This is a genomic window from Lentzea sp. NPDC006480, assembly GCF_040611995.1.
GTDB lineage: Bacteria > Actinomycetota > Actinomycetes > Mycobacteriales > Pseudonocardiaceae > Lentzea.
The window spans coordinates 1-22,810 of record NZ_JBEXPJ010000100.1 but is presented as its reverse complement, the minus strand read 5'-3'; the positions used below and the strand labels follow the sequence as shown (position 1 = coordinate 22,810).

Genomic DNA, 22,810 nt, shown 5'->3' with positions numbered 1-22,810 from the left:
CTGCCACTCGAAGATGCGCTAAATCGTCTGATATCAACCGTCTCGACACCGGCTGCACGCTCACTGACACCGCAGCAGGAGTCAGATTCGGACATCCTAGGCCGAGCCACTGCACGAGATCATGTGTGTCCAACGGTGGCCGGAGATCATCGAGGGCGGCCGATCGGGTGGGGTGCGGGAGCCGTGATCCGGAACCGCCGCGCGGTGAAGCTCAGCGCACCGGTGCGTGTGGTCAGTTCCGGGAACGACTCGGGCCAGTCGAGGATCTGGAACGAGGCTGGGCTGATCGTGGCGCGCATCGCCGCCAGGGCGAAGGTCAGCCGCGTGTCGACGATGCCGAACGCCGCCATCGGCACCACCAGCGGCATCGCGACACGCGTCGTGGGCTGCGTAGTCGCGGTGACGGTCCAGCCTCGATCATCGGTCACCTGCACTCGCTTGTCCTGCCAGTCGAACGTGGCCAGACGTTTCGGCAGGCCCCAGATGTGCTGGCCGCCGAGTTGGGAGGCGGCTTGATCGCGCACCGACAATGACACCCTGGCGGCCAGATGGCACATTCGTCGTAGCGGGTCCGCGTGGTGAGGCAAGGGGGTCTACACGGCCGCGCACACCTTGGCCGCCACCTCACTCCGGACAATCTCCACGAGTTCACGCGCCCGGTCCGCGCCGATCTCCAACTCCCTGCGAAGTGCATCCGCCGAGATCGGCCGCCGATGCCGCGCCCAGTGCCTGATGTCGCCGGGGACCTCGAACCGGTGCAACGTGCCGCTGGCCGGGCGCCAGTCGTTCGCGGGGTCCTCGGCGTACAGCCGGACCTCGATGGCGTGCCCCTGCGGTTCTGGGGTGCTCGTCGGCAGTTCGGCGCCCTCGGCGATCCTGAGCTGCCATTCGACGAGGTCCACGCCGTAGACGAGTTCCGTGACCGGGTGCTCGACCTGCAGCCGGGTGTTGACCTCCAGGAAGTGGAAGTCCTCGCCCTTCAGCATGAACTCGACGGTGCCCGCGCCGACGTAACCGATCGACTCGGCAGCCGCCGTCGCGGCAGCGAACAAACGCTTGCGGACGTCGCCGGTGACCGCCGGGCTGGGCGACTCCTCGACGATCTTCTGGTGCCGGCGCTGGATCGAGCACTCGCGTTCGCCGAGCGCCCACACCGTGCCGCGGGTGTCCGCGAGGATCTGCACCTCGACGTGCCGCGCGTGCTCCAGCAACGGCTCGCAGAACACCGTCGGGTCACCGAACGCCGACTCGGCTTCCCGTCGCGCACTGGCCAGAGCGTCGGCGAACTCGGCTTTCTCGCGGACGATCCGCATACCCCGGCCGCCACCGCCCGCGGATGCCTTGATCAGCACCGGGAACTCGGTGACCGTCTCGGGGTCGAGTTCGGGCAGCGTCGGCACACCGGCGGCCGCCATCCGCTTCTTCGCGGCCACCTTCGAGCCCATCGCCTCGATCGAGTCCGGTTCCGGACCGACCCAGGTCAGGCCCGCGGCCTGGACCTTCCTCGCGAAGTCGGCGTTCTCGCTGAGAAAGCCGTAGCCGGGGTGGACGGCGTCCGCGCCCGCCTTCGTCGCCGCTTCGACGATCAGGTCGGCGCGGAGGTAGGTCTCGCTCGGCGTCGCGCCCGGCAGGTTGACCGCGAAATCGGCCTCGCTGACGTGCGGCGCGTTCGCGTCCGGGTCGGAGAACACCGCGACCGTGCGGATGCCGTTCGCCTTGCAAGTGCGGATGATCCGGCGGGCGATCTCGCCGCGATTGGCGATCAGGAGAGTCTTGATCATCTGGTCACATCCGGAAGACGCCGAAGCCGTCGGCGCCCTTGATCGGTCCGCTGTGGACAGCGGAGAGGCAGAGGGCGAGCACGGTCCTGGTGTCGCGAGGGTCGATCACGCCGTCGTCGTAGAGCTTCCCGGACAGGAACGGCGCGAGCGACTGCTCCTCGATCTGCGCCTCGACCATCTTGCGCATGGCGGCGTCGTGCTCCTCGTTGTACTCCTGCCCCTTCGCCATGGCGGCCTGTCGCCCGACGATCGAGAGCACGCCGGCGAGCTGCGCGGGTCCCATCACGGCCGACTTGGCGTTGGGCCAGGTGAACAGGAACCGCGGGTCGTAGGCCCGGCCGCACATGCCGTAGTTGCCGGCGCCGTAGCTCGCGCCCATGGTGATCGTCAGGTGCGGCACCTTGCTGTTGGACACCGCGTTGATCATCATCGAGCCGTGCTTGACGATGCCGCCCTGCTCGTACTGCGCGCCGACCATGTAGCCGGTGGTGTTCTGCAGGAACACCAGCGGGGTGTCGCTCTGGTTCGCGAGCTGGATGAACTGGGTGGCCTTCTGCGACTCCTCGCTGAACAGCACGCCGCGCGCGTTGGCCAGGATGCCGACCGGGTAGCCGTGGATCCTGGCCCACCCGGTGACGAGGCTGTTGCCGTACAACGGTTTGAACTCGTCGAACTTCGACCCGTCGACGAGCCGCGCGATGACGTCCCTGGGATCGAACGGAACCCGCTGGTCCTCGGACACGATGTCCAGGATGCTGTCGGCGTCGTACAGCGGTTCCTCGACGGTCGCGGGTTCCGGCCCGAGCTTGCGCCAGTTGAGCCGCGCGACGACCCTGCGGGCGAGCCTGATCGCGTCGGTTTCGTCCTCCGCCACGAAGTCCGCGAGGCCCGACGTCGCGCCGTGCATCGTCGCGCCGCCCAGCGACTCGTCGTCCGCGTCCTCACCGGTCGCCATCTTGACCAGCGGCGGGCCGCCCAGGAACACCTTGGACCGGTCCTTGATCATGATCACGTGGTCGGACATGCCCGGCACGTACGCACCGCCGGCCGTCGCGTTGCCGAACACGGCCGTGATCGTCGGGATGCCGGCCGCTGAGAGCCTGGTGAGATCGCGGAACGCGCGTCCGCCGGGGATGAAGATCTCGCTCTGCGTAGGCAGATCCGCTCCACCGGACTCGACGAGGCTGACCAGCGGCAGCCGGTTCTGCAACGCGATGTCGTTGGCCCTGAGGCTTTTCCTGAGCGTGTAGGGGTTGGACGCGCCGCCGCGGACCGTCGGGTCGTTCGCGACGATCACGCACTCGACGCCCTCGATCCGCCCGATCCCAGTGACGACCGAAGCGCCAACAGGGAAGTCGGTGCCCCACGCGGCCAGCGGTGACAGCTCCAGGAACGGGCTGTCCTCGTCGATGAGCAGCTCGACCCGTTCGCGCGCGAGGAGCTTCCCGCGCTTGTGGTGCCGCTCGACGTACTTCGGCCCACCTCCCGCGAGCGCTTTCGCGTGCTCGGCGTCCAGCCCCGCGATCTTCGCGAGCAGCGCCTCCCTGTTGCCCATCAGGCGAACCCCAATCGTCGTGCCGCGAGCTCGGTCATCACTTCACTCGCCCCGCCCCCGATACCGAGGATGCGGGCGTCCCGGTAGTGACGCTCCACTTCGGACTCCCGCATGTACCCCATGCCGCCGTGCAACTGCACCGCCGCGTCCACCACTTCACCGCACGCCTGCACCGCCGCGTTCTTGGCGAAGCAGACCTCCGTGATCACGTCCTCGCCCCGGTTGACCCGCGCCGCGATCTCCCGCGTGTAGGTGCGCGTCAGGTCGATCCTCTGCGCCATCTCCGCGAGCTTGTGCCCGACCACCTGCCGCTTGATCAACGGCTTGCCGAACGTCTCCCGGTTCCGCGTCCACTCGACGGTCAGGTCGAGCGCGCGCTGCGCCGTCGCGTACGCCTCGACGGCCATCGTGATCCGCTCCACCTGGAACTGCCGCATGATCTGCACGAACCCGGCGTTCTCCGCGCCGACGAGGTTGCGCACGGGCACCCTCACGTCGTCGAAGTGCAGCTCCGCGGTGTCGCTGCAGTGCCAGCCCATCTTGTCGAGCTTGCGCCGGGTGAACCCGTCCTCGATCACCAGCAACGAGATGCCCTGGTAGCCCGGCTCCCCGGTCCGCACCGCCGTCGTGACGAAGTCCGCCCGGTACCCCGAGGTGATGAAAGTCTTGGTGCCGTTGACGAGGTAGTGATCGCCTTGCCGGACGGCCCTGGTCTGGATGTTCGCGACGTCCGAGCCCGCACCGGGTTCGGTGACCGCGAGGCTGCCGATCTTCTCGCCCCTGATCGCGGGCTTCGCGAACCGATCGATCAGATCCTCGTTCCCGGACTGCCAGATGTGCGGGATCGCGATGCCGTGCGTGAACAGCGCCGCGACCAGCCCGCTCGACCCGCCGGCCTGGATGATCTCCTCGGTCAGCACGACCGAGTCGAGCAGGTCGCCGTCCTCGAACCCGACGGCCAGCAGCCCGATTTCGGCAGCTTTCTTGTGCAGCTCGCGCGGCACCTCGCCCTGGTTCTCCCACTCGGCGAGGTGCGGGACGATCTCGTTGCGCGTGAAGTCCCGGACGAGCTGCCGGAGATCCTCGCGCTCGTCGAACAGGTCCTTGGTGATCACAGCAGCGCCTCCGGAATCTCGACTTCCCTGCTGCGCAACCACTCACCGAGCGCCTTGGCCTGCGGGTCGAACCGCGTGCTGCTGGCCACGCCCTCCCCCAGCAACCCGTGCAGCACGAAGTTGAGCGCCTTGAGATTCGGCAACTCGTACCTCGTGACCTGGCCGGCTTCGGGCAGCAGTTCCTTGAGCTTCTCGGTCGTGAGGAAGCTGTTGAGCCACTCGTAGGCCTGCGGGGTCCGGGTCCAGACACCGAGGTTCGCGTCCCCGCCCTTGTCGCCACTGCGCGCGCCGACGATCGTTCCCAGGGGCCTCTTCACAGCAACACCGCCTTGGCGCTGACCTCGTCGCGGTTCACGTACGCCGCCTTGTACACCCCGAACGGCGTGCCATCACTCGGCGGCGCCGTGACGTGGAACCCGGGATAGCTCGCCAGCGCCAGCTCGATCGCTGCCCGGCTGAACCCCTTGGCCCGCTTGGGATCCGCGGTCTTGATCGTCACGTGCAGCAACGCACTGGCCCGCTCCTCGGTGTCCGCGTCCTGGTGATCGGTCCGCGCGAGCGTCCACGTCAGCCCCTCGTCCCCGATGGCCGCGTGCAACTGTCGCTTGACCAGCTCGGCCTTCGCCTCGACATCGAGTCCGGTGAGGACGAACGTCGTGGCGTTCTTGAAGCCGCCCAACGTGTTCAGGCACACCTTCAGCGTGTCCGGCGGCGGACTCCCCTTGACGTCCTCGATCCGGACACCTCTCGGGTCCTGGGTGAGCTTGATCGTGTCGAAGTGAGTGGTGACATCGGGCCCCGGGTACTCCGGCGCCCCGATCTCGTAAAGCAGCTGTGCCGTAACGGTGTCGACGGTGACCGCCCCGCCAGTGCCGTCGTGCTTGGTGATCAGGCAGGACCCGTCCTCGTCGATCTCCGCGATCGGAAACCCCGGCCTGGTCGCGTCGATCTCGGTGAAGAACGAGTAGTTCCCGCCGGTCGCCTGCGTCCCGCACTCCAGCACGTGTCCGGCAACCGTGGCTCCGGCAAGCCGATCCCAGTCGTCGCGCGCCCACCCGAAGTGCGCCGCGGCAGGCCCGACGACGAGGCTCGCGTCGGTGACCCGCCCGGTGACCACGACCTGGGCACCCTGGTTCAGGCACTCGGCGATCTCCCACGCGCCCAGGTACGCATTGGCAGTCAACGCTTCCGGGAAGCGCGCCTTGAGGTCGTCGCCCGTGACGTACCCGACCTTGGCGTCCAGCTTGCGGGCCAGCCCCTCGGGGTTGAGCCCACCGGCGTTGACCACGATCTTGACGCCCTTGTCCAGCGCCAGCCCAAGACAGTCCTCCATCTGCCGAAGGAACGTCTTCGCGTACCCCAGCGCGGAGTCCTTCATCCGGTCGCGCCCGAGGATCAACATGGTCAGCTCGGCCAGGTAATCGCCAGTCAGGACATCAAGCTGCCCGCCTTCGAGCTGCTCGCGCATGGCCGACAACCGGTCACCGTAGAACCCGGAGGCGTTGCCGATCCTGATCACCGGCCACCTCCGGGCGGACCCGCGAACGCTTGCGCGATCGGCACCCACTGCTCCGCCACCTCGCCGACTGCCTCGATGGCCAGCTCCTTGCGGTTGCGGCGTTGCGTCACCAGCCACGCGAAGTCCAGCGCGGGCCCGGTGACCCGGTTCTCCGCGCCCTCCGGCCCCCACGTCCACACCTCGCCGGACGGTCCGGTCAGCTCGACGCGCACCTCGGCGTCCGGCACCGCCAAACCGTTGAGCAGGAAGGCGAAACCCATCGTCCGCACGCCGATGTGGCACACGTGCCGAATCCGCGCGGTCGGCTCCCGCACCACACCCAGGGCGTCGTAAACGTCCTGCCCGTGCGCCCAGGTCTCCATGATCCGCGCGGTGGCCATCGAGGCCGGGCTCATCGGCGGGCCGAACCAGAGGATCTTGCCCGAGGCCGCGGCCAGGCGCTCCCGCAGCACGGCACGGCTGTCCCGCCACAGCTCCAGCAGGTTCGGCAGCGCCGCCGCCTCGGCCGCGGTCCGGTCCACGATGTCGCCGGTCAGCGGTTGGGCCTTGAAGGACTCGGGATCGGTGATGGCCAGGATCGCGGCCTTGTCCGTCCACATGAGATGGCCGATCTGGTGGCCGATCGTCCAGCCCTCGGCCGGTGTCGGCAGGGTCCAGTCGTCCGTGCCGGCCACGAGTGAGTCGAGCTCGCGCGACTCGGCGTCCAGGTCGGCCAGCAGTTCCGTGATCACAGCTGTTCCTCCAGCATCCTCGCCCAGTAGCGGACTACGTGTGCGCGGCGCTTGGCGTCGTCGGACAGCTGGTTGGCCAGGGCCAGGCCGCGCACAAGATCCAGGGTTGCCTGCACGGCGTCCTTCACACCCGGCCGCGTGTCGTCCACGTCGAGCAGCTCCAGGGCCAGGCCGTAGACCTCGCGGCCCAGGCGGGCCTGCAGTTCCAGCACCAGGCCGCGCAGCTCCGGGTCGGTGCGCGCGGCCACCCACAGCTCCAGGGCCGCGGTGAACAGGTCGCTCGCGTGGAAGTCCGCGATCAGCTCCACCACGGCGTGCGTGGTCTTCTCCGTCAGCCCAGCGCGGCGCTTGAGCACCTCGACGCTCTCCGCGCCCACGTGCTCCACGGCCGCCGCGACCAGCTCGCCGCGCGTCCGGAAGTGGTGCAGCTGGGCGCCGCGCGACACGCCCGCCCGTTCGGCCACCTCCGTGGTCGTGGTGCCTGACCAGCCACGTTCCACCAGGCACTCGACCGTCGCCTCCATCAGCTTCCGCTTGGTCTCGCGGCTGCGGTCGGCCTGGCGTTGCCTCGTCTCCACGGGTCCGAGTGTTCCGGCCCACAAACAAACAGTCAAGCCTGCTTGTAACTGCATCCTGCTAGCGTCCGCAGACGATGAGCACTGTTGATCGCCTCAGGGCCGCGGGCTGCGTGTTCGCCGAGGAAGAGGCCGCACTCCTGCACGAAGCCGCCGCCTCGCCCGAGCACCTCGAAGAGATGGTCACCCAGCGCGTGACCGGCCTGCCGCTCGAACACGTCGTCGGCTGGGCCGAGTTCTGCGGGCAGCGGATCACGGTCACCAAAGGCGTGTTCGTGCCGCGCCACCGCACCGAACTGCTGGTCGACCTCGCCACCGAGCTCAACCCCGGACTGGCAGTCGACATGTGCTGCGGATCAGGCGCGGTCGGCGCGGTGCTCCAGCGAAAACTCCCCCACGCCACCATCTACGCCGCCGACATCGACCCCGTGGCCGTGGCATGTGCGCGCAAGAACCTCACGAACGTGTTCGAGGGCGACCTGTTCGACGCACTGCCCGCGCACCTGAAAGGCACCATCGACGTCGTGGTCGCCAACGTGCCGTACGTGCCCACTGGCGACATCAGATTCATGCCGCCCGAAGCTCGCGACTTCGAGGCCCAGGTGGCTCTCGACGGCGGCACGGACGGCCTCGAAGTCATGCGACGAGTCGTGAACCAAGCGAGCAGCTGGCTCAGGCTCGGCGGCCACCTGATGTGCGAGACCAGCGAGCGCCAGGCAGCCGCGGCGCTCGGCATCTTCAGCTGCGGGAGCTTTCAGGCCAGGCTGGTGACCAGCGAAGACACCACTGCCGTGATCGGGCAGCTGGGCAAGTAGCCCATCAGTCCGTACAATGTACGGTATGTCGTACGACGAGGTCATGCAGTGGTTCGCGCGCTGGGACGAGCTGGCAGTACAGGGCGACGTCGAGAAGATGGCCGACATGGCGCTGTTCCCGATCAACACGGTCACCGACGGCTCGGCGACGTCGTGGGACCGGGAGCGGTTCATCAACGAGATGGGGGCGCAGCTCGGCGGTGACGTGCGGATGGAGTCCACCAGGACACCGCACTTCATCAACGACAACCTGGTCTTCGTCATCACCGACGGAACGATCAACGGGATCACCGTCCGCTACGGCGACCTGCTCACCAGGGTCGACGGGGAGTGGAAGTTCCAGACGATGGTTCAAGGCGGCTGGGCTTAGGGGACCGGTCCCTGGGTGTCGACAGCAATCTGGTGATCGACACCCAGGGAGGAACCCTTGTTCGCAGTGACCCTCGCCCTCGTCGCCGCCGTCCTGCCCGCGCCACAAGGCAGGACGCTGACGGTCGGGCCAGGCGGCCAGTACGCGACACCGCAGGCAGCGGCCAACGCGGCACAACCAGGCGACACAGTCGAGATAGCACAGGGCACCTACGGGAACGGCCTGACGGTCAAACGCGACGGCATCACGTTCCGCGGCAACGGAAACGTCACCATCAAGCCCACGCTCACCATCAACGCCGGCAACCTGACCTTCGAGAACCTCACCTTCCAGGGCTCCGACAGGTTCGGCGTGTACGCGGACGGCCGGAACAACCTGGCGTTCCGGAACCTGAGGATCAACGGCTCGCAGGACGGCGGCCTGGTGCTGCTCAACACGTCCAACGTGCTGATCGACGGCTGCGAGATCACCGGCACGAACGCCCGCGGCACGAAGGCCGACCACGAGGCCATGTCCATCGGGCACGGCTCGCGTGACGTCGAGGTCCGCCACTGCAACGTGCACGACAACGGCGAAGAAGGCATCGACGTCAAGTACACCGAGAACGCCCGCGTGAAGATCCACGACAACATCGTGAGCAACAACCGCGGCCCCAACATCTACGTCGACTCGGCCACGCACGTCGAGATCTACAACAACATCAGCAGCGGCACGAAGAACGAGACCAAGTCCGGCATCGCGCTCGCCGTCGAGGACTACGCCGAGCACCGCGTGCTCGACAACGTCAAGGTGTACAACAACATCTCGCACGGCAACGCGCAGTCCGGCCTGAGCATCTGGGTGCAGTCGAGCGGCACGGTCAGCAACGTTCAGATCATCAACAACACGTTCTACGGCAACAAGAAGGGCAGCATCACGTTCGACGGCGACGAGTACGCCGGAACGAACATCTTGCGCAACAACATCTTCGAGCGCGCAACGAGCCACGAGGCGTTCCGGAGCGACCACAACCTCGTCGGACCGCCCGACGCGCGGGCGATCGACGCGGGTTCAGCGGACCTCGCGCCGGCGTTCGACATCGACGACCGTCCGAGGCCGCAGGGAAACGGGTACGACATCGGCGCGCACGAGCGGTAGAACTGAAGCATGATCGCAATGCAGTACGAGATCGCGTTGCCGGCGGACTACGACATGGAGATCATCCGTGAGCGGGTCCGCACCCGCGGCCACGCGCTCGACGACTTCCCTGGCCTGGGGTTCAAGGCGTACCTGATCCGCGACACGCAGTACGCGCCGTTCTACGTCTGGAACACGGCGGCGGGCATGGCGAACTTCCTGTACCGCGGCGGCGGCTTCCAGGGCATTCTGGCGAGCTTCGGCAGGCCTGTCGTCCAGCACTGGCCGGGAGTGGCGTTCCTGCGCGGCGACGCCACGAAAGCGAACTACGCGACGCGCGAGATCACCCGGCTCGCACCGGAGGCGAACCCGATCGACGTCGTCGGAAACCTGGCACTCGAGAACACGCCCGGCCTGCACTCGGCGGCCATCGGCGTGGATCCGCGCACGTGGGAAGTCGTGCGCTTCTCACTCTGGGAGGAACACCCCGGGGAAGAGGGTGTCTACGAAGTCCTCCACTTCAGCGAGCCGGAGCTCGGCAGCATCACAGCAGGGTGAGCTGTTCCTGGTCAACGCGCTGAGCCGGTACACCCACCGGCAGGGACCCGTCAGGCCACACGCCGTCGTCGTCGCCGGGCACACCGGTGACGGCGTCGGTGGACCGCCCGCGCGGCGCCAGCCCGTGCTTCTCGATCAGCGGAACCACGCGCGCCGTCAGCCGGGCGCGATACCGCTTGTCCACATAGGACCCGTTGCCGTACAGATACCGGTACGTCTCCACGAGATCCGGGTGCTCGCGCTTCAACCAGGCCGCGAACCACTCCCGAGCGCCCGGCCGCAGGTGCAACGGCAGCACCGTCACCCCGGTGGCACCGGCAGCGGCGATCTGCTCCAGCAGGAAATCGAGCTGCTCGACGGAATCCGTCAGCTCCGGCAGCACCGGCGCGATGAACACACCGCACGGCAACCCGGCCTCGCGCACCTTCCGCACCAGCTCCAGCCGAGCCGCCGGCGTGGGCGTGCCGGGCTCCAAGGACTTGTGCAGATCCCGGTCCATCAACGCCAGCGAGATCCCGATCCCGACCGGAACGACCTCAGCGGCCGCGGCCAGCAAGGGCAGATCCCGGGCCAGCACGGTCCCCTTCGTCAGGATCGAGAAGGGGGTGCGAGAGGCGGTGAGCGCTTCGATGATCCCTGGCATCAAGGCGTACCGCCCCTCCGCCCGCTGGTACGGGTCGGTGTTGGTGCCCAGCGCGACGTGCTCCTGCTTCCACTTGGGCGCACGGAGCTGACGCGACAGCACCTCCCCCGCGTTGACCTTGACGATCAGCTGCGTGTCGAAGTCGTGCCCGGTGTCCAGATCCAGGTACGAATGCGTCTTGCGGGCGAAGCAGTTGTGCGACACCACGCCGTTCGCGATGAAGTCCGACGTGCCGGTCGTGATGTCGTACAGCGTCATCTCGCCAAGTGGCTCAACGGAAACGACGCCCAGCGGCTGCTGCGACTTGATCGCCACCCCGTCGATGTCGCGCTTGCGGGTGATCGCCGGGTCGACGGTGTGGAAGAAGCGCAGGTTCTCCCGCAGCCCGCCACGCAGTCGCACGACTCGCACGCCACGACGGCGCTTGAGCTCCTCGATCGCGAAGTCGAAGTGGAAGTGCTTCAAAGCCAAGCAGATCGCTTCGAGCACGACCGCGTTGCGCGTCGACATCCGCAGGATGCTGCGCGAGCAGGTCCCCAGGTAGTCGAACGCACCGGCCAGGAATCCCTTGAGCCAGTCGGGGTTCGGGGCTATCTGCCAGTGCGCGAGCTCGCGCACTTGGTGCAGAAATCCCCTCCCCTCTCGCACACCGAAGTAGTCGAGATACTCCTGTGTGCGCTCCATGGCCTCTATGTCGGCCAAGGGGATCCGGAACTCGTTCTCGTCGTCGACCATCCCGCGCAGATACCCGCGCCGGTAGTCGTCGGTCACGTCGGGCTGCTCGACGAAAGCCCCCGTGCCCATCAGCTTGTTGCCGGTCGTGAGGTGCGGACGGCGCCCGGTTCCGGCCGTCTCACCCGTCACGTGCTTCCAGCCGCGGTCGGTCAGGAAGCGGTGGTCACCGGACGCGACGACCGACGTCCCGTCCTCCAACGTGAGTCGATACGCGAGCTTGCGCGTCTCCCAGTGCGCCAGCACGGTGGTCAGCTTGTAGCGGCGATAGTTGCCGACCAGTTCGGTGCCGTAGATCTCGTCGCCGGCCCGCAGTCGCGACAACGGCTTGGTGCGGCCGTTGCCCATCAGGATCGGGGTGTCACCGTCCATGCAGTACGTGCAGGCGTGTGAGCAGCCCCGATACGGGTTCACCGTCCAGGAGAAGGGCAGCGACGACCCAGGAACTCCGTTGAGCACGGATTTGGCGCGGACCTCGTGGAACACCACGTCCGCGAACTCAGGAGTTCGTACGCTGCGCACCAGTCCCGGTAGCCCCGGTAGTGCCTGCTGCGGCTCTGCCTCGAGTTTCTGTCCGTCCCATCGCACACCATCGATTCGAACACATGTTCGAACATCGGTCAAGGAGAGCGCGTGTCACCCATTGAGGTTGCAGGCTTCGTCACGGGCGCACTGTGCGTGTGGCTGGTCGCCCGCCAGAACCACTGGAACTGGCCCATCGGCATCGCCAACAACGTGGCGTTCCTGGTGCTGTTCTGGACCAGCGGCCTGTACGCGGACTCCGGCCTGCAGATCGTCTACATCGCCCTCGCGCTCTACGGCTGGTGGGCGTGGCTGCGCGGCGGTGACCAGCACAGCACCCTCGCGGTCACCCGCACGACGTCCCAGCAGTGGATCTGGCTCGCGGTCGCCGGCGTGCTCGGAACCGCTCTGCTGCACTGGATCCTGGCCTCCTTCACCGGCTCCACCGTGCCGTTCTGGGACGCCGTGACGACCGTTCTGTCGCTGCTCGCGACGTGGGGACAGGCGCGCAAGAAGGTCGAGTCCTGGTGGCTGTGGATCGCCGCGGACGTGATCTACGTGCCGCTCTACGCCTACAAGGACCTCTATCTGACAGCAGTGTTGTACGTGGGGTTCATGGTGCTCTGTGTAATTGGGCTGCGTTCGTGGACGCGGGACGTGGTGCGCGTATGAAGGAGTTCGACCACGCCCTGGTGCTCGGCAAGTTCTACCCACCGCACAACGGCCACCACCACCTGATCGAGACGGCGGCGTCACGCAGCGAACGCACGACGGTCACCGTGCTCGCCGCGTCCACGGAGCTGATCCCGCTCGAACACCGGGTGCGCTGGCTGACCGAGACCCACCGCGACACGCCCGGCGTGCGGATCATCGGCGACCTCGACGACCACCCGATGGACTTCGACTCCGACGAGATCTGGAACCTGCACGTCGAACTGACGCGCGCGGTCCTCGCCCGGCGTGCCATCGCGGACGGCGAACCGTCCCGGGCACCGGTCGACGTCGTGTTCTCCAGCGAGAAGTACGGCGACGAGCTGGCCCGGCGGCTCGGCGCGCAGCACGTGCTCGTCGACCTCGACCGGTTCACACACCCCGTCTCGGGCACCGCCGTCAGGACCGACCCGATCGCGAACTGGCACCACCTCGCGCCCGCCACCCAGCGCGGACTCGGCTGGAAGGTCGTGGTCGTCGGCGCCGAGAGCACCGGCACGACAACACTGTCGAAGCAGCTGTCCGACCACTTCGGAGCGCCGTGGATACCGGAGTACGGCCGCGAACACACCGAGCTCAAGCTGCAGTCAGCTGGAGCATTCGACCCAACAGCCACCGTGGACAGTCTGGTGTGGACGCTGGGTGACTTCGAAGACGTTGCCCGTGAACAGGAACGTCGCATAGCGCACGAAACGGCGCCTTTGGTCATCGCGGACAACGACGCGTTCGCCGCGACGGTCTGGGGAGAGCGCTACCTCGGTTTCCGGCCGGACATCTTCACCGGCACCGAGCCGGACCTGTACCTGCTGACCGACCACGAAGGCGTTCCGTTCGAACAGGACGGCTGGCGCGACGGCGAACACCTGCGCGAGTGGATGACCGGCCTGTTCGAACGCGAGCTCACGCAGCGCGGTGTCCCGTGGCTGAAGCTGACGGAGAACAGGTTCGCGGCGGCCGTAACGGCCGTCGAACAACTGATGAGGCAGGATGTCGCGCGTGGGTCACGGTCACGGGCACAGCCACGCGCTTAAGGACGAGGAACCCGCATCAGAGCGCGTACGCACGTTGCTGATGTGGCTGCTGGTGCCGTTGGCGCTGGCCACCCTCGTCGGCGCGGCGCTGCTCTACCCGTTCGGGCACGAGCAGAAGACCGGCGCCGCGATCGGGCTGCACCAGAAGCCGGTCGCCGCGGTCGTCACGGGCGTGGCGGAGAACTGCGGCGAGAAGTGCATCGCGGTGACCGTGCGGATGACCGACGGCGACGCGAACGGCCAGAGCATCACGATCCCGAGCCCGCACGGCCCCGGCGCGCCGCACTTCCAGCTCGGCGACGAGGTCGTGCTGTCCTATTCGGGCAGCCAGCCGCAGGCCCCGGAGTCGTACCAGATCGTGGACTTCCAGCGCGGCTGGTCACTCGTGATCCTGGCGGTGCTGTTCGCGGCGGCCGTGCTGCTGCTCGGCCGCTGGCAGGGGTTCGCGGCACTGGGCGCGTTGCTGCTGAGCTTCGTGGTGCTGGTGCTGTTCGTGATGCCGTCGATCCTGGCCGGCAAGAGCCCGCTGCTCGTGGCGGTGGTCGGTGCCGGGTTGATCATGTTCGTGGTGCTCTACCTCACGCACGGCATCTCGGCGAGAACCTCGACCGCCGTGCTGGGAACGCTGGTCAGCCTCTCGCTGATCGGCGTGCTGGGTGCGTTGTTCTCCGCTTTGGCGTCGCTGACCGGGCTCGACGAGGACACGATCAACCTCGTCACCGTGCTCGGCACCGACATCGACACGCGTGGGCTGCTGCTGGCGGGCACATTGATCGGCGCGCTGGGCGTGCTCGACGACGTGACCGTGACGCAGACCAGCGCGGTGTGGGAGCTGCGGCGCGCCAACGACAAGCTGACGTGGCGCGAGCTGTTCGCGGCCGGGTCGCGGATCGGGCGCGACCACATGTCGTCCGTGGTCAACACGCTCGTCATGGCCTACGCGGGCGCGGCACTGCCGTTGCTGCTGGCGATCTCGCTGGCCGGGCGGTCGATGGGCGAGATCCTGACCGCGCAGCAGATCGCGCAGGAGATCGTCCGCACGCTCGTGGGCAGCATCGGTCTCGTGGCGGCGATCCCGGTGACGACGGCTCTGGCCGCACTCGTCGCGGTGCGCCAGGAGGTCACCCCCACGGCCGCCCCGGAACCCGAACCGGAGCCCGAACCCAAGACCAAGACCGTGAAGCGCGCGAAACCGCAGCCGAAACCGCGGCCCGCGCGCATCGAGGGCGACCTCTTCACCGGCTACGACCCCGACAAGGGGCCGTGGGAACGTCCTAGTGAGCGAGCAGCACGAAGAGCAGCGCCAGCACGCCAGGCACCACCTGCACGAAGAAGATCTTCCGGCTCGCCGTGAACGTGCCGTAGATGCCCGCGACGATCACGAACGCGATGAACAGCACGGACGCGCCGAAGTCCTGCCGGATCAGCGCGTAGATCAGACCGGCGGCGAGGAAGCCGTTGTAGAGGCCCTGGTTCGCGGCGAGCGCCTTGGACTCCTGGGCGAACTCCGGCGTGAGGCCGAACGCCTTCTGGCCGCGCGGTGTCGTCCAGAGGAACATCTCCAGCACCACGATGTAGATGTGGATCAACGCCACCAAGGCGATCAGGATGTTCGCGATAACCTGCACTTAGGTCCTCCTCTGGACTAAGACACGCGATGAGACAATAGAGCAGTGGGAAGACAACGGCCCGACACCGAGGCGATCACCGAGTCGATCGACTCCGGCACGGCCGAACTGGTGCCCGACCTGGGCGGCAGGACCTCGTGGACGTTGCGCGTCAACGGAACCCCACAGTCTCATGTGGACCTGGACGACCCGACCTATCTGGAGTTCGAGTACGTCCGCCGCCTCGGCCATCTGATCGATCTGGTGGCGCCCTCCCGCGTGCTGCACCTGGGTGGTGGCGCGCTCACGCTAGCGCGCTACGTGGCCGCGACAGTGCCTCGCGCGTCTCAACAGGTCGCCGAGATCGACGCCGGCCTGATCGCGTTCGTGCGCCGCGAGCTGCCACCGCCCAAGGGCGTGCGGATCACCACCGGCGACGCACGCGCGGTGCTCGCCAAAACGCGCCCAGCATCTTTCGACCTGATCGTCACCGACTGCTTCGCGGGAGCGCGCACACCCGCCCATCTCACGTCGGTCGAGTTCGTCCGCCAGGCCTCGGCGGCGCTCGCCGGGGACGGCGTCTACGCGGCGAACATCGGCGACGGCAACGGCCTGCAGTTCGCCCGCGCCCAGTGCGCGACCGTGCGCTCGGTGTTCGAGCACGTCTGCGTGCTGGCCGAACCCGGCGTGTTCCGCGGCCGCCGGTTCGGCAACTTCGTGATCTTCGCGTCGCACACCGGGCTGCCGATGCAGCAGCTGATGCGCGCCACCGCGGGTGATCCGTTCCCCGGCCGCGTCGAGCACGGCACGGGGCTGACGAAGTTCATCGGTGGCGCGCCCATCACTACGGACGAGACCGCGACCCTCTCCCCCGCGCCACCTTCTGGACTCTGGGGGACCTAGTCGAGCGAGGTCACGAACTTCGAGACGGCGTCCGGATGGAGCTTCTGCGCCATCCGGCCGGACGGAGCCAGCGACCCCAGCCGGTACAGCGGTCGGTCGGCGGCGGCCAGCCCGCGCGCCTCGGCCCGCAGCTGGGCCACGAGCAGCTCGGAGAACACCAGACCGGGCGTGTCACCGCGCGCCGCCAGCGAGTCGGCCAGCCGGCGCAGCTGGTAGATGCCCAGCTCACGGCCACCGGTGCCGGCGTACATGGACAGCGCGATGTTGATCGCCTTCTTGCCGCCGCGCACGAACAGGCCGACGGTCCGCGCGCCGCGCAGGTCCGTGACCAGCAGGTCCAGCGTGTCAGCGGTGGCCAGGTCGACCGTGCGAGTCCCGAAGGCGCGCACGTTGACCCGCGTGCCCTCCAGCCACACGGTGCGGCGGGCCTCGGACATCGCCAGCAGCACCACCGGCACGGCGACGATCAGCGCGGCGATGACACCCGGCCACCGCCCGCCGATCAGGCCCACGATCGCGCCGAACGCGAGGGCGACCATGATGCCGCCGATCGCCACCATGCGGGCGCGCTTGCGGACCGTCGCCTTGTCCAGCAGATCGAGGGCCAGTTTGTCGTCCGCGCCCTTGTCGTCGGAGCTCACGGGGTCTCTCGCACCGCCTCGGCAACTCCCGCGACTGGCGCCGCGATCGCCGCCAGCGTCTCGGCAGCGTCCCTGGCCGACACCATCGTCTTCCCCACCGCCGCGACGACGTCGGCCAGCGGCACCGTCACCTGCTCGCCCGTGGCCAGCGTCTTGATGCCGATCTGCCCGGCCTCCAGGTCGCGCTCCCCGAGCACCAGCGCGAACTTCGCGCCGGACTTGTCCGCGGCCTTGAAGCCCGCCTTCATCGACTTGCCGCCGTAGACCAGGTCCGTGCGCACACCGGCCGCACGCAGCTCGCCGGCGATCGCCACCAGCCGGGCCCGCGCGGCCTCGCCCAGCGGCACGCCGATCACGTCGACGCGGCTGAACTCCGGCAGCACACCCTCGGCCTGAGCAGCCAGCAGAGCGCGGTCGACGCCGAGGCCGAAGCCCACACCGGACAACTCCTGGCCGCCGAGCTGCGCCATCAGGCCGTCGTACCGGCCACCGCCGCCGATGCCCGACTGCGCGCCCAGCCCGTCGTGGACGAACTCGAACGTCGTCTTCGTGTAGTAGTCGAGGCCGCGGACCATGCGCGGGTTCTCGACGAACTTCACACCCAGCTCGGTCAGATAGCCCAGGACCTGCTCGTAGTGCTCACGGCACGCGTCGCACAGGTGGTCCACCATCAGCGGCGCGTCGGCCACGAGAGCCCGCACGTCCGGCCGCTTGTCGTCGAGCACCCGCAGCGGGTTCAACGAAGCGCGCTGGCGGGTCGCCTCGTCGAGCGGCAGCTTCGCCAGGAACGCCTGCAGCAGCTCCCGATAGGCCGGACGGCAGTTCGAGTCACCCAGCGAGGTGATCTCCAGCCGGTACCCGGTCAGCCCGAGAGCGCGGAACCCCGCGTCGCCGACCGCGATGACCTCGGCGTCCAGCGCCGGGTCGTCCACCCCGATCGCCTCGATGCCCACCTGGTGGAACTGCCGGTACCGACCGGCCTGCGGAGCCTCGGCGCGGAAGAACTGGCCCGCGTAGTAGAGCTTCACCGGCAGCTGGCCGCGGTCGAGGCTGTGCTCGATCACGGCCCGCATCACACCCGCCGTGCCCTCGGGCCGCAGCGTGATGGACCGGTCGCCGCGGTCGAGGAAGGTGTACATCTCCTTCGACACGACGTCGGTCGACTCGCCGACACCGCGCGCGAACAGCGCCGTGTCCTCGAAGACCGGCAGCTCGACGTAGCCGTAGCCCGCGAGCTCGGCGGCTCGGGTCAGGGTTGACCGAACGTGCACGAAAGCGGCAGACGTCGGCGGGATGTAGTCAGGAACGCCTTTGGGTGCGGAAAACACGTCTCTCAAAGTCCTCGGTGCGGGGCGGCCGGAACGTCCTGCAACTGGAGCAGGTACGGGTTCGTCGCACGCTCTCGGCCTATGGTCGTCGTCGGGCCGTGGCCGGGCAGCACCACCGTGTCGTCGGGCAAGGTCAGCACCTTGTTCTGCAGAGACGACAGCATGCGCGAGTGGTCACCGCCAGGCAGGTCGGTGCGTCCGATGGAACCGGCGAAGAGCGTGTCACCCGAGATCACCAGGCGACCCCCTTCCTGCGCGCCGGAGCGGAACATCACCGACCCGCCGGTATGGCCCGGCGTGTGGTCGACGGCGATCTTCAGCCCGGCGAGGTCGAGCTCGATCCCGTCGTTGAGCGAGCGCACCTCGGACGGCTCGCGCATCTCCAGGTTGCCGCCGAAGAACGCGGCCGACTCGCGGCTGATGCCCTTGAGCGGGTCGGCGAGCATCTCGACGTCGTCCGGGTGGATGTACGCGGGGATGTCGTTGCCGTCGCAGACCGGCGTGACGGAGAAGGTGTGGTCGAAGTGCCCGTGCGTGAGCAGCACCGCGACCGGCGCGAGACGGTGCTCGCGCAGGGCCTGCTCGATCGGCTCGACCGCGTCCTGACCGGGATCGATGATCACGCAGGGCTCGCCCTCACCGGCCGCCAGGACGAAGCAGTTCGCCTGGAGCGCACCAGTCGGGAACCCGATCACGAGCACGAAATGACCTCCCTGTTCTAACGACAGCCTAACCACCACACAAAGCTCATATGCCCAGGCCCTAGACTCCCCGTCCGTCCGCCCTTTTCGCACTGAGTCCCTGGGGAGGGAGCACGTGCCCACCAACGAGCAGCGACGCGCGGCAGCCAAGCGCAAGCTTGAGCGTCAGATGGTGTACCGCCATGAGCGGGCCAAGAAGCGTCGCATCATCGCCGTCGTCTCGACGGTCGTCGTTGTTGCGCTCGTCGGAGGTGGTGTGTGGTGGCTCGCGACCCACGACTTCGGTAACGGCGACGCCGCCGCGTCGGAGACTCCTCAGAACGAAGCGGTGGACAAGGCGGAGAACATCCCCACCGCCCTGCACCAGATTCCGAAGCGCCCGCAGGCGCTCCCGGAAAAGGTGAACTGTGAATACACGAAGGGCCAGGAGCCGGCGGCCAAGGAGAACACGCCGCCCGCGAACGGCGAGCAGCCCGCCACCGGCACGGTCGGCGTCACGCTCGGCACCTCGATCGGTGACCTGAAGCTCAACCTCGACCGCGCGCTCGCGCCGTGCACGGTGAACAACTTCGTGAACCTGGCGAAGCAGAAGTACTTCGACAACACGACCTGCCACCGCCTCGTGGTCACCGGCATCCAGGTCCTGCAGTGCGGCGACCCCGGCGGCAACGGCATGGGCGGCCCCGGCTACTCGTTCAAGGACGAGGTCTACCCGGAGCTCACCTACGGCCGCGGCGTGCTCGCCATGGCGAACTCGGGCCCGGACACGAACGGTTCGCAGTTCTTCGTCGTCTACGGCGACGGCTCGAACCTGCAGCCGAAGTACACGATCTTCGGCACGATCGACGAGGACTCGCTGAAGAAGATCGACGAGGTCGCGAAGACCGGCACGATCTCGCAGCAGCCAGGCCAGGGTGACGGCAAGCCGAAGACCCCGGTCGACATCAAGTCGGCGCTGGTCGCCAACTAACTCTTCACAGAACGGAACGGCCCCGGGAGCAACTGCTCCCGGGGCCGTTCCGTTGTGCTGTTAAGTTTACTTGACAACCGATCTGGGGGGATCAATGGGGAGAACGAACAGGATCGCGGCCACCGCGGTCCTGCTGGCGAGCACGCTCATGGCGGCACCACCGGCGCAGGCCGACCCGCTGTGGCTGCAGCAGGACCAGCCGCTGGAGCAACGGGTCAACGCGCTCATGGAACAGTTGACGATCGAGGAGGAGGCCACGCTCCTGCGCGGCGTCTTCCAGCCACCCGGTGAACGGGTGGTCGGCTACGTGGCCGGGATTCCGCGCTTGAACATCCCGCCGCTGCGGCTCACCGACGGGCCCGCGGGCGTGCGGGACGGCGCAGAGGCGACGGCGTTCCCGGCGCCGGTCGCGCTGGCGGCGAGCTTCGACCGCGGCCTCAACGCCGAGGCCGGTGCCGTGATGGGCAGGGAGACCAAGGCTCGCGGCTACCAGGTGCTGTACGCGCCGATGGTCAACATCGTGCGCGTGCCGCAGGCGGGCCGGAACTTCGAGACCTACGGCGAGGACCCGCACCTCGCGGGCGTGCTCGGCGCGAGCTTCGTCGAGGGCGTGCAGAGCCAGAAGGTCGCCGCCCAGGTGAAGCACTACGCGGCGAACAACCAGGAGAACTTCCGCCAGACCGGTAGCTCCACAGTGGACGAACGCACGCTGCGGGAGATCTACCTGCCCGCGTTCGCCGCCACGACGCGGAACGCGTGGTCGGCGATGTGCGCGTACAACAAGGTCAACGGCCAGTTCGCGTGTGAGAACTTCCCGTTGCTGGGCGACGTGCTGAAGGACCAGTGGGGCTTCGACGGCGTGGTCGGCTCGGACTACCCCGCCACGAAGTCCGGGCTGCCCTCCGCACTCGCGGGTCTCGACCAGGAGTTCGGCGGCTCGAACTTCTTCGCCGAACTGGCTCCGGCGGTCCGCGACGGCCGGCTCGCGAAATCCGTTCTCGACGAACACGCCCGGCGCGTGCTGCGGATGATGTTCCGCGCGGGCTCGTTCGACGGTGACCCACGGCCCGCGATCGACCCGGCTGCCCATGCCGCCGTGGTCCGCAAGCAGGCCGCGGCGGGCGCGGTGCTGCTGAAGAACGAGCGGAACCTGTTGCCGCTCAACGCACCCCGCTCGATCGCCGTCTCGGGTGGGTACGCCGACCACCTGCACAGGGGAGGAGGCGGCAGCTCGGAGGTCGAGCCCTACCCGGCACACGCGGTGAAGCCGCTCGACGCGTTGCGCGCGCACTACCCCGGCCTCACCTACTCCGCCGGCTCGCCGATCATCCCCACCGCGGTGCCCGGCTCCGCGATCACCGGTCTGCGCGCGGACTTCTACTCCGGCACCACGCCGTCCGGCACTCCACTGAGGACGGTCAGCTACCCGGACGGCAACGCCCTCGACTTCAACTGGGACACCAGCGCTCCGGAGAGCGGTGTTCCCGCGGACGGCTGGTCCGCGCGCTGGTCCGGCACGTTCACCGCGCCCGGTACGGGTCTCTACGAGCTCGCGACGACGAGTGACGACGGCAGCCGCCTCCACGTCGACGGCCAGCTGGTCGTGGACAACTGGGGTGATCACGCGGTCAAGACCCGGCGCAAGCGGCTCACGCTGCAGGCGGGCGTGCCGCACCAGTTCCAGGTCGAGTACTACGACGCGGGCGGCAAGGCGGAGCTGCGGTTCGGCTGGTCCACCCCCGCCGCGCACGACCAGCTGGTCCAGGAGGCCGTCGCGGCGGCCCGCAACGCCGAGGTGGCCGTCGTGATCGTGGGCGACGAGGCGACCGAGGGCGAGGACCGCGCGTCCATCGACCTGCCCGGCAGCCAGGACGAGCTGGTCGCCGCCGTGACCGCCGCGAACCCGAACACGATCGTCGTGCTGGAGACCGGCGGCCCGGTGACGATGCCGTGGATCTCCTCCGCGCACACCGTGCTCGAGGCCTGGTACCCCGGAGAGCAGGGCGGAAACGCGCTGGTCGACGTGCTGTCCGGCGCCGCGGAGCCGTCCGGGCGGCTGCCCGTCACGTTCCCGGTGAACCTCGCGTCGACGCCCGTGCGCACGCCCGCCCAGTACCCCGGGGTCGACGGCAACCCGGACTACAGCGAGCGGCTCCAGGTCGGTTACCGCTGGTACGACGCGTCCGGCACGCCGCCGCTGTTCCCGTTCGGGCACGGCCTCGGCTACACGACGTTCTCCTACAGCGGGCTCGTTCCGACGGCTTCGAGCGTGTCGTTCGACGTGCGCAACACCGGTTCGCGGACGGGTTCGGCGGTGCCGCAGGTCTACGTCGGCTACCCGTCCGCCGCGGGTGAGCCACCCCGGCAGCTGCGCGGGTTCTCGAAGGTGACACTCGCACCGGGCGAGTCCCGCCGTGTCACCGTCGAGCTGGACCGGCAGGCGTTCGCCGTGTGGGACGCCGAGGACCACGCGTTCCACGTGCCCGGCGGCGAGTACACGATCTCGGTCGGATCGTCCTCACGGGACATTCGCCTGACCGGAACCGTTGCGCAGCAAGCATCTCGCATCCCGAACGGTGCCACCGGCGAGATCGTCGGAGAGGACGGCTGCCTCGACGTCGAGGGCGCCAACGACGCCGTCGGCACTCCGGTCGGCACCTGGACGTGCAACGGCACCGGCGCCCAGCGCTGGACGGCCGGCCCGGACGGCACGATCCGCGCGCTGGGCCGCTGCCTCGCGCTCGACGGCGCGGGCGCGCCGGTGCTGGGCGAGTGCACGACCCGCTGGGACTGGACTTGGTGCCGTTGTTGGAGGCCACGCCCGACCCGGTGAGCAGCCGCGTGTCACCGTTGGGGCCGTACTTGTCGATCGTGGTGCCGTTCAAC

19 protein-coding genes and 3 pseudogenes are annotated in these 22,810 nt (G+C 68.4%); 10 read left to right on the top strand and 12 right to left on the bottom strand.

Annotated elements, in window-relative coordinates; genetic code table 11:
* Window positions 1-146: 146 nt before the first annotated feature.
* From ABZX92_RS30815 to ABZX92_RS30785, 7 genes and pseudogenes are all read right to left on the bottom strand, one after another.
* Window positions 147-524 carry a hypothetical protein gene (locus tag ABZX92_RS30815; RefSeq protein WP_355566957.1) on the bottom strand — a complete coding sequence of 126 codons (378 nt, stop codon included), beginning with the start codon at window positions 522-524 and terminating at the stop codon, window positions 147-149.
* Window positions 525-740: 216 nt separating this feature from the next.
* Window positions 741-1,781: pseudogene (locus tag ABZX92_RS30810) on the bottom strand (biotin carboxylase N-terminal domain-containing protein); the annotation flags it as partial.
* 4 nt (window positions 1,782-1,785) lie between these two features.
* Window positions 1,786-3,336 carry an acyl-CoA carboxylase subunit beta gene (locus tag ABZX92_RS30805; RefSeq protein ID WP_355566954.1) on the bottom strand — a complete coding sequence of 517 codons (1,551 nt, stop codon included), beginning with the start codon at window positions 3,334-3,336 and terminating at the stop codon, window positions 1,786-1,788.
* A complete protein-coding gene (locus ABZX92_RS30800; protein WP_355566951.1) occupies window positions 3,336-4,451 on the bottom strand; it encodes an acyl-CoA dehydrogenase family protein in 1,116 nt (371 codons plus the stop codon). The genes ABZX92_RS30805 and ABZX92_RS30800 overlap by 1 nt, the downstream gene beginning before the upstream one ends.
* Window positions 4,448-5,919 (bottom strand): annotated as a pseudogene (locus ABZX92_RS30795) (acyclic terpene utilization AtuA family protein). Before ABZX92_RS30795 ends, ABZX92_RS30800 begins: the two are co-directional and overlap by 4 nt.
* Window positions 5,920-5,966: 47 nt before the next feature.
* On the bottom strand, window positions 5,967-6,701 hold the full coding sequence (locus ABZX92_RS30790; RefSeq protein WP_355566948.1) for a TIGR03084 family metal-binding protein: 735 nt from the start codon (window positions 6,699-6,701) through the stop codon (window positions 5,967-5,969).
* Complete coding sequence (locus ABZX92_RS30785) at window positions 6,698-7,279, bottom strand: TetR/AcrR family transcriptional regulator (protein ID WP_355566945.1); 582 nt, start codon at window positions 7,277-7,279, stop codon at window positions 6,698-6,700. Before ABZX92_RS30785 ends, ABZX92_RS30790 begins: the two co-directional genes overlap by 4 nt.
* A 74-nt stretch (window positions 7,280-7,353) precedes the next feature.
* On the opposite strand from ABZX92_RS30785, the gene ABZX92_RS30780 reads away from it, so the two are divergent.
* From ABZX92_RS30780 to ABZX92_RS30765, 4 genes are all read left to right on the top strand, one after another.
* Complete coding sequence (locus tag ABZX92_RS30780; protein ID WP_355566943.1) at window positions 7,354-8,091, top strand: putative protein N(5)-glutamine methyltransferase; 738 nt, start codon at window positions 7,354-7,356, stop codon at window positions 8,089-8,091.
* A gap of 25 nt (window positions 8,092-8,116) precedes the next feature.
* Window positions 8,117-8,461 carry a nuclear transport factor 2 family protein gene (locus tag ABZX92_RS30775; RefSeq protein ID WP_355566941.1) on the top strand — a complete coding sequence of 115 codons (345 nt, stop codon included), beginning with the start codon at window positions 8,117-8,119 and terminating at the stop codon, window positions 8,459-8,461.
* 66 nt (window positions 8,462-8,527) lie between these two features.
* Window positions 8,528-9,598 carry a right-handed parallel beta-helix repeat-containing protein gene (locus ABZX92_RS30770; RefSeq protein ID WP_355566966.1) on the top strand — a complete coding sequence of 357 codons (1,071 nt, stop codon included), beginning with the start codon at window positions 8,528-8,530 and terminating at the stop codon, window positions 9,596-9,598.
* A 9-nt stretch (window positions 9,599-9,607) separates the two neighbouring features.
* Window positions 9,608-10,135 carry a DUF4865 family protein gene (locus tag ABZX92_RS30765; RefSeq protein ID WP_355566939.1) on the top strand — a complete coding sequence of 176 codons (528 nt, stop codon included), beginning with the start codon at window positions 9,608-9,610 and terminating at the stop codon, window positions 10,133-10,135.
* Here the strand turns inward: ABZX92_RS30765 and ABZX92_RS30760 are convergent.
* Entirely contained in the window at window positions 10,122-12,098 is a 1,977-nt protein-coding gene (locus tag ABZX92_RS30760) for an intein-containing Rv2578c family radical SAM protein (RefSeq protein ID WP_355566937.1), read from the bottom strand. The genes ABZX92_RS30765 and ABZX92_RS30760 overlap by 14 nt on opposite strands.
* 45 nt (window positions 12,099-12,143) lie before the next feature.
* Between ABZX92_RS30760 and pnuC the strand changes: the two genes are divergently transcribed.
* The 3 genes from pnuC to ABZX92_RS30745 are packed head-to-tail and all read left to right on the top strand — an operon-like array spanning window position 12,144 to window position 15,128.
* On the top strand, window positions 12,144-12,704 hold the full coding sequence (gene pnuC, locus ABZX92_RS30755; RefSeq protein ID WP_355566934.1) for a nicotinamide riboside transporter PnuC: 561 nt from the start codon (window positions 12,144-12,146) through the stop codon (window positions 12,702-12,704).
* Window positions 12,701-13,774 (top strand): AAA family ATPase, encoded by a 1,074-nt coding sequence (locus ABZX92_RS30750; RefSeq protein ID WP_355566931.1) that lies wholly within the window; start codon window positions 12,701-12,703, stop codon window positions 13,772-13,774. The genes pnuC and ABZX92_RS30750 overlap by 4 nt, the downstream gene beginning before the upstream one ends.
* A complete protein-coding gene (locus ABZX92_RS30745) occupies window positions 13,740-15,128 on the top strand; it encodes a YibE/F family protein (RefSeq protein WP_355566928.1) in 1,389 nt (462 codons plus the stop codon). The genes ABZX92_RS30750 and ABZX92_RS30745 overlap by 35 nt, the downstream gene beginning before the upstream one ends.
* Here ABZX92_RS30745 and ABZX92_RS30740 read toward each other — a convergent pair.
* On the bottom strand, window positions 15,049-15,402 hold the full coding sequence (locus tag ABZX92_RS30740) for a DUF1304 domain-containing protein (protein WP_355566925.1): 354 nt from the start codon (window positions 15,400-15,402) through the stop codon (window positions 15,049-15,051). The genes ABZX92_RS30745 and ABZX92_RS30740 overlap by 80 nt on opposite strands.
* A gap of 45 nt (window positions 15,403-15,447) precedes the next feature.
* Between ABZX92_RS30740 and ABZX92_RS30735 the strand changes: the two genes are divergently transcribed.
* Window positions 15,448-16,284 carry a fused MFS/spermidine synthase gene (locus ABZX92_RS30735; protein WP_355566922.1) on the top strand — a complete coding sequence of 279 codons (837 nt, stop codon included), beginning with the start codon at window positions 15,448-15,450 and terminating at the stop codon, window positions 16,282-16,284.
* On the opposite strand, the gene ABZX92_RS30730 is transcribed toward ABZX92_RS30735, so the two are convergent.
* From ABZX92_RS30730 to ABZX92_RS30720, 3 genes and pseudogenes are all read right to left on the bottom strand, one after another.
* Window positions 16,281-16,925, bottom strand: a complete 645-nt coding sequence (locus tag ABZX92_RS30730) for a hypothetical protein (RefSeq protein ID WP_355566920.1) — start codon at window positions 16,923-16,925, stop codon at window positions 16,281-16,283. The two genes, ABZX92_RS30735 and ABZX92_RS30730, sit on opposite strands and share 4 nt — an antisense overlap.
* Before the next feature lie 83 nt (window positions 16,926-17,008).
* Window positions 17,009-18,262 (bottom strand): annotated as a pseudogene (gene hisS / locus ABZX92_RS30725) (histidine--tRNA ligase); the annotation flags it as partial.
* Window positions 18,259-18,954: an MBL fold metallo-hydrolase gene (locus ABZX92_RS30720; RefSeq protein WP_355566917.1), complete on the bottom strand. Its 696-nt coding sequence runs from the start codon at window positions 18,952-18,954 to the stop codon at window positions 18,259-18,261. The pseudogene hisS and the gene ABZX92_RS30720, both read right to left, overlap by 4 nt.
* Before the next feature lie 115 nt (window positions 18,955-19,069).
* On the opposite strand from ABZX92_RS30720, the gene ABZX92_RS30715 reads away from it, so the two are divergent.
* Both ABZX92_RS30715 and ABZX92_RS30710 read left to right on the top strand, forming a co-directional pair.
* Window positions 19,070-19,924, top strand: a complete 855-nt coding sequence (locus ABZX92_RS30715; protein WP_355566914.1) for a peptidylprolyl isomerase — start codon at window positions 19,070-19,072, stop codon at window positions 19,922-19,924.
* A 94-nt stretch (window positions 19,925-20,018) separates the two neighbouring features.
* The gene (locus ABZX92_RS30710) at window positions 20,019-22,757 is read left to right on the top strand and encodes a glycoside hydrolase family 3 C-terminal domain-containing protein (RefSeq protein ID WP_355566911.1); all 2,739 of its coding nucleotides are present in this window, start codon (window positions 20,019-20,021) and stop codon (window positions 22,755-22,757) included.
* Window positions 22,758-22,810: the final 53 nt, after the last annotated feature.

Bases quoted from the DNA above. Each gene is read 5' to 3' on its own strand.
- ABZX92_RS30765 (WP_355566939.1), top strand. From the start codon at position 9,608: ATGATCGCAATGCAGTACGAGATCGCGTTGCCGGCGGACTACGACATG.
- ABZX92_RS30750 (WP_355566931.1), top strand. From the start codon at position 12,701: ATGAAGGAGTTCGACCACGCCCTGGTGCTCGGCAAGTTCTACCCACCG.
- ABZX92_RS30710 (WP_355566911.1), top strand. From the start codon at position 20,019: ATGGGGAGAACGAACAGGATCGCGGCCACCGCGGTCCTGCTGGCGAGC.
- ABZX92_RS30775 (WP_355566941.1), top strand. From the start codon at position 8,117: ATGTCGTACGACGAGGTCATGCAGTGGTTCGCGCGCTGGGACGAGCTG.
- ABZX92_RS30805 (WP_355566954.1), bottom strand. From the start codon at position 3,336: ATGGGCAACAGGGAGGCGCTGCTCGCGAAGATCGCGGGGCTGGACGCC.
- ABZX92_RS30780 (WP_355566943.1), top strand. From the start codon at position 7,354: ATGAGCACTGTTGATCGCCTCAGGGCCGCGGGCTGCGTGTTCGCCGAG.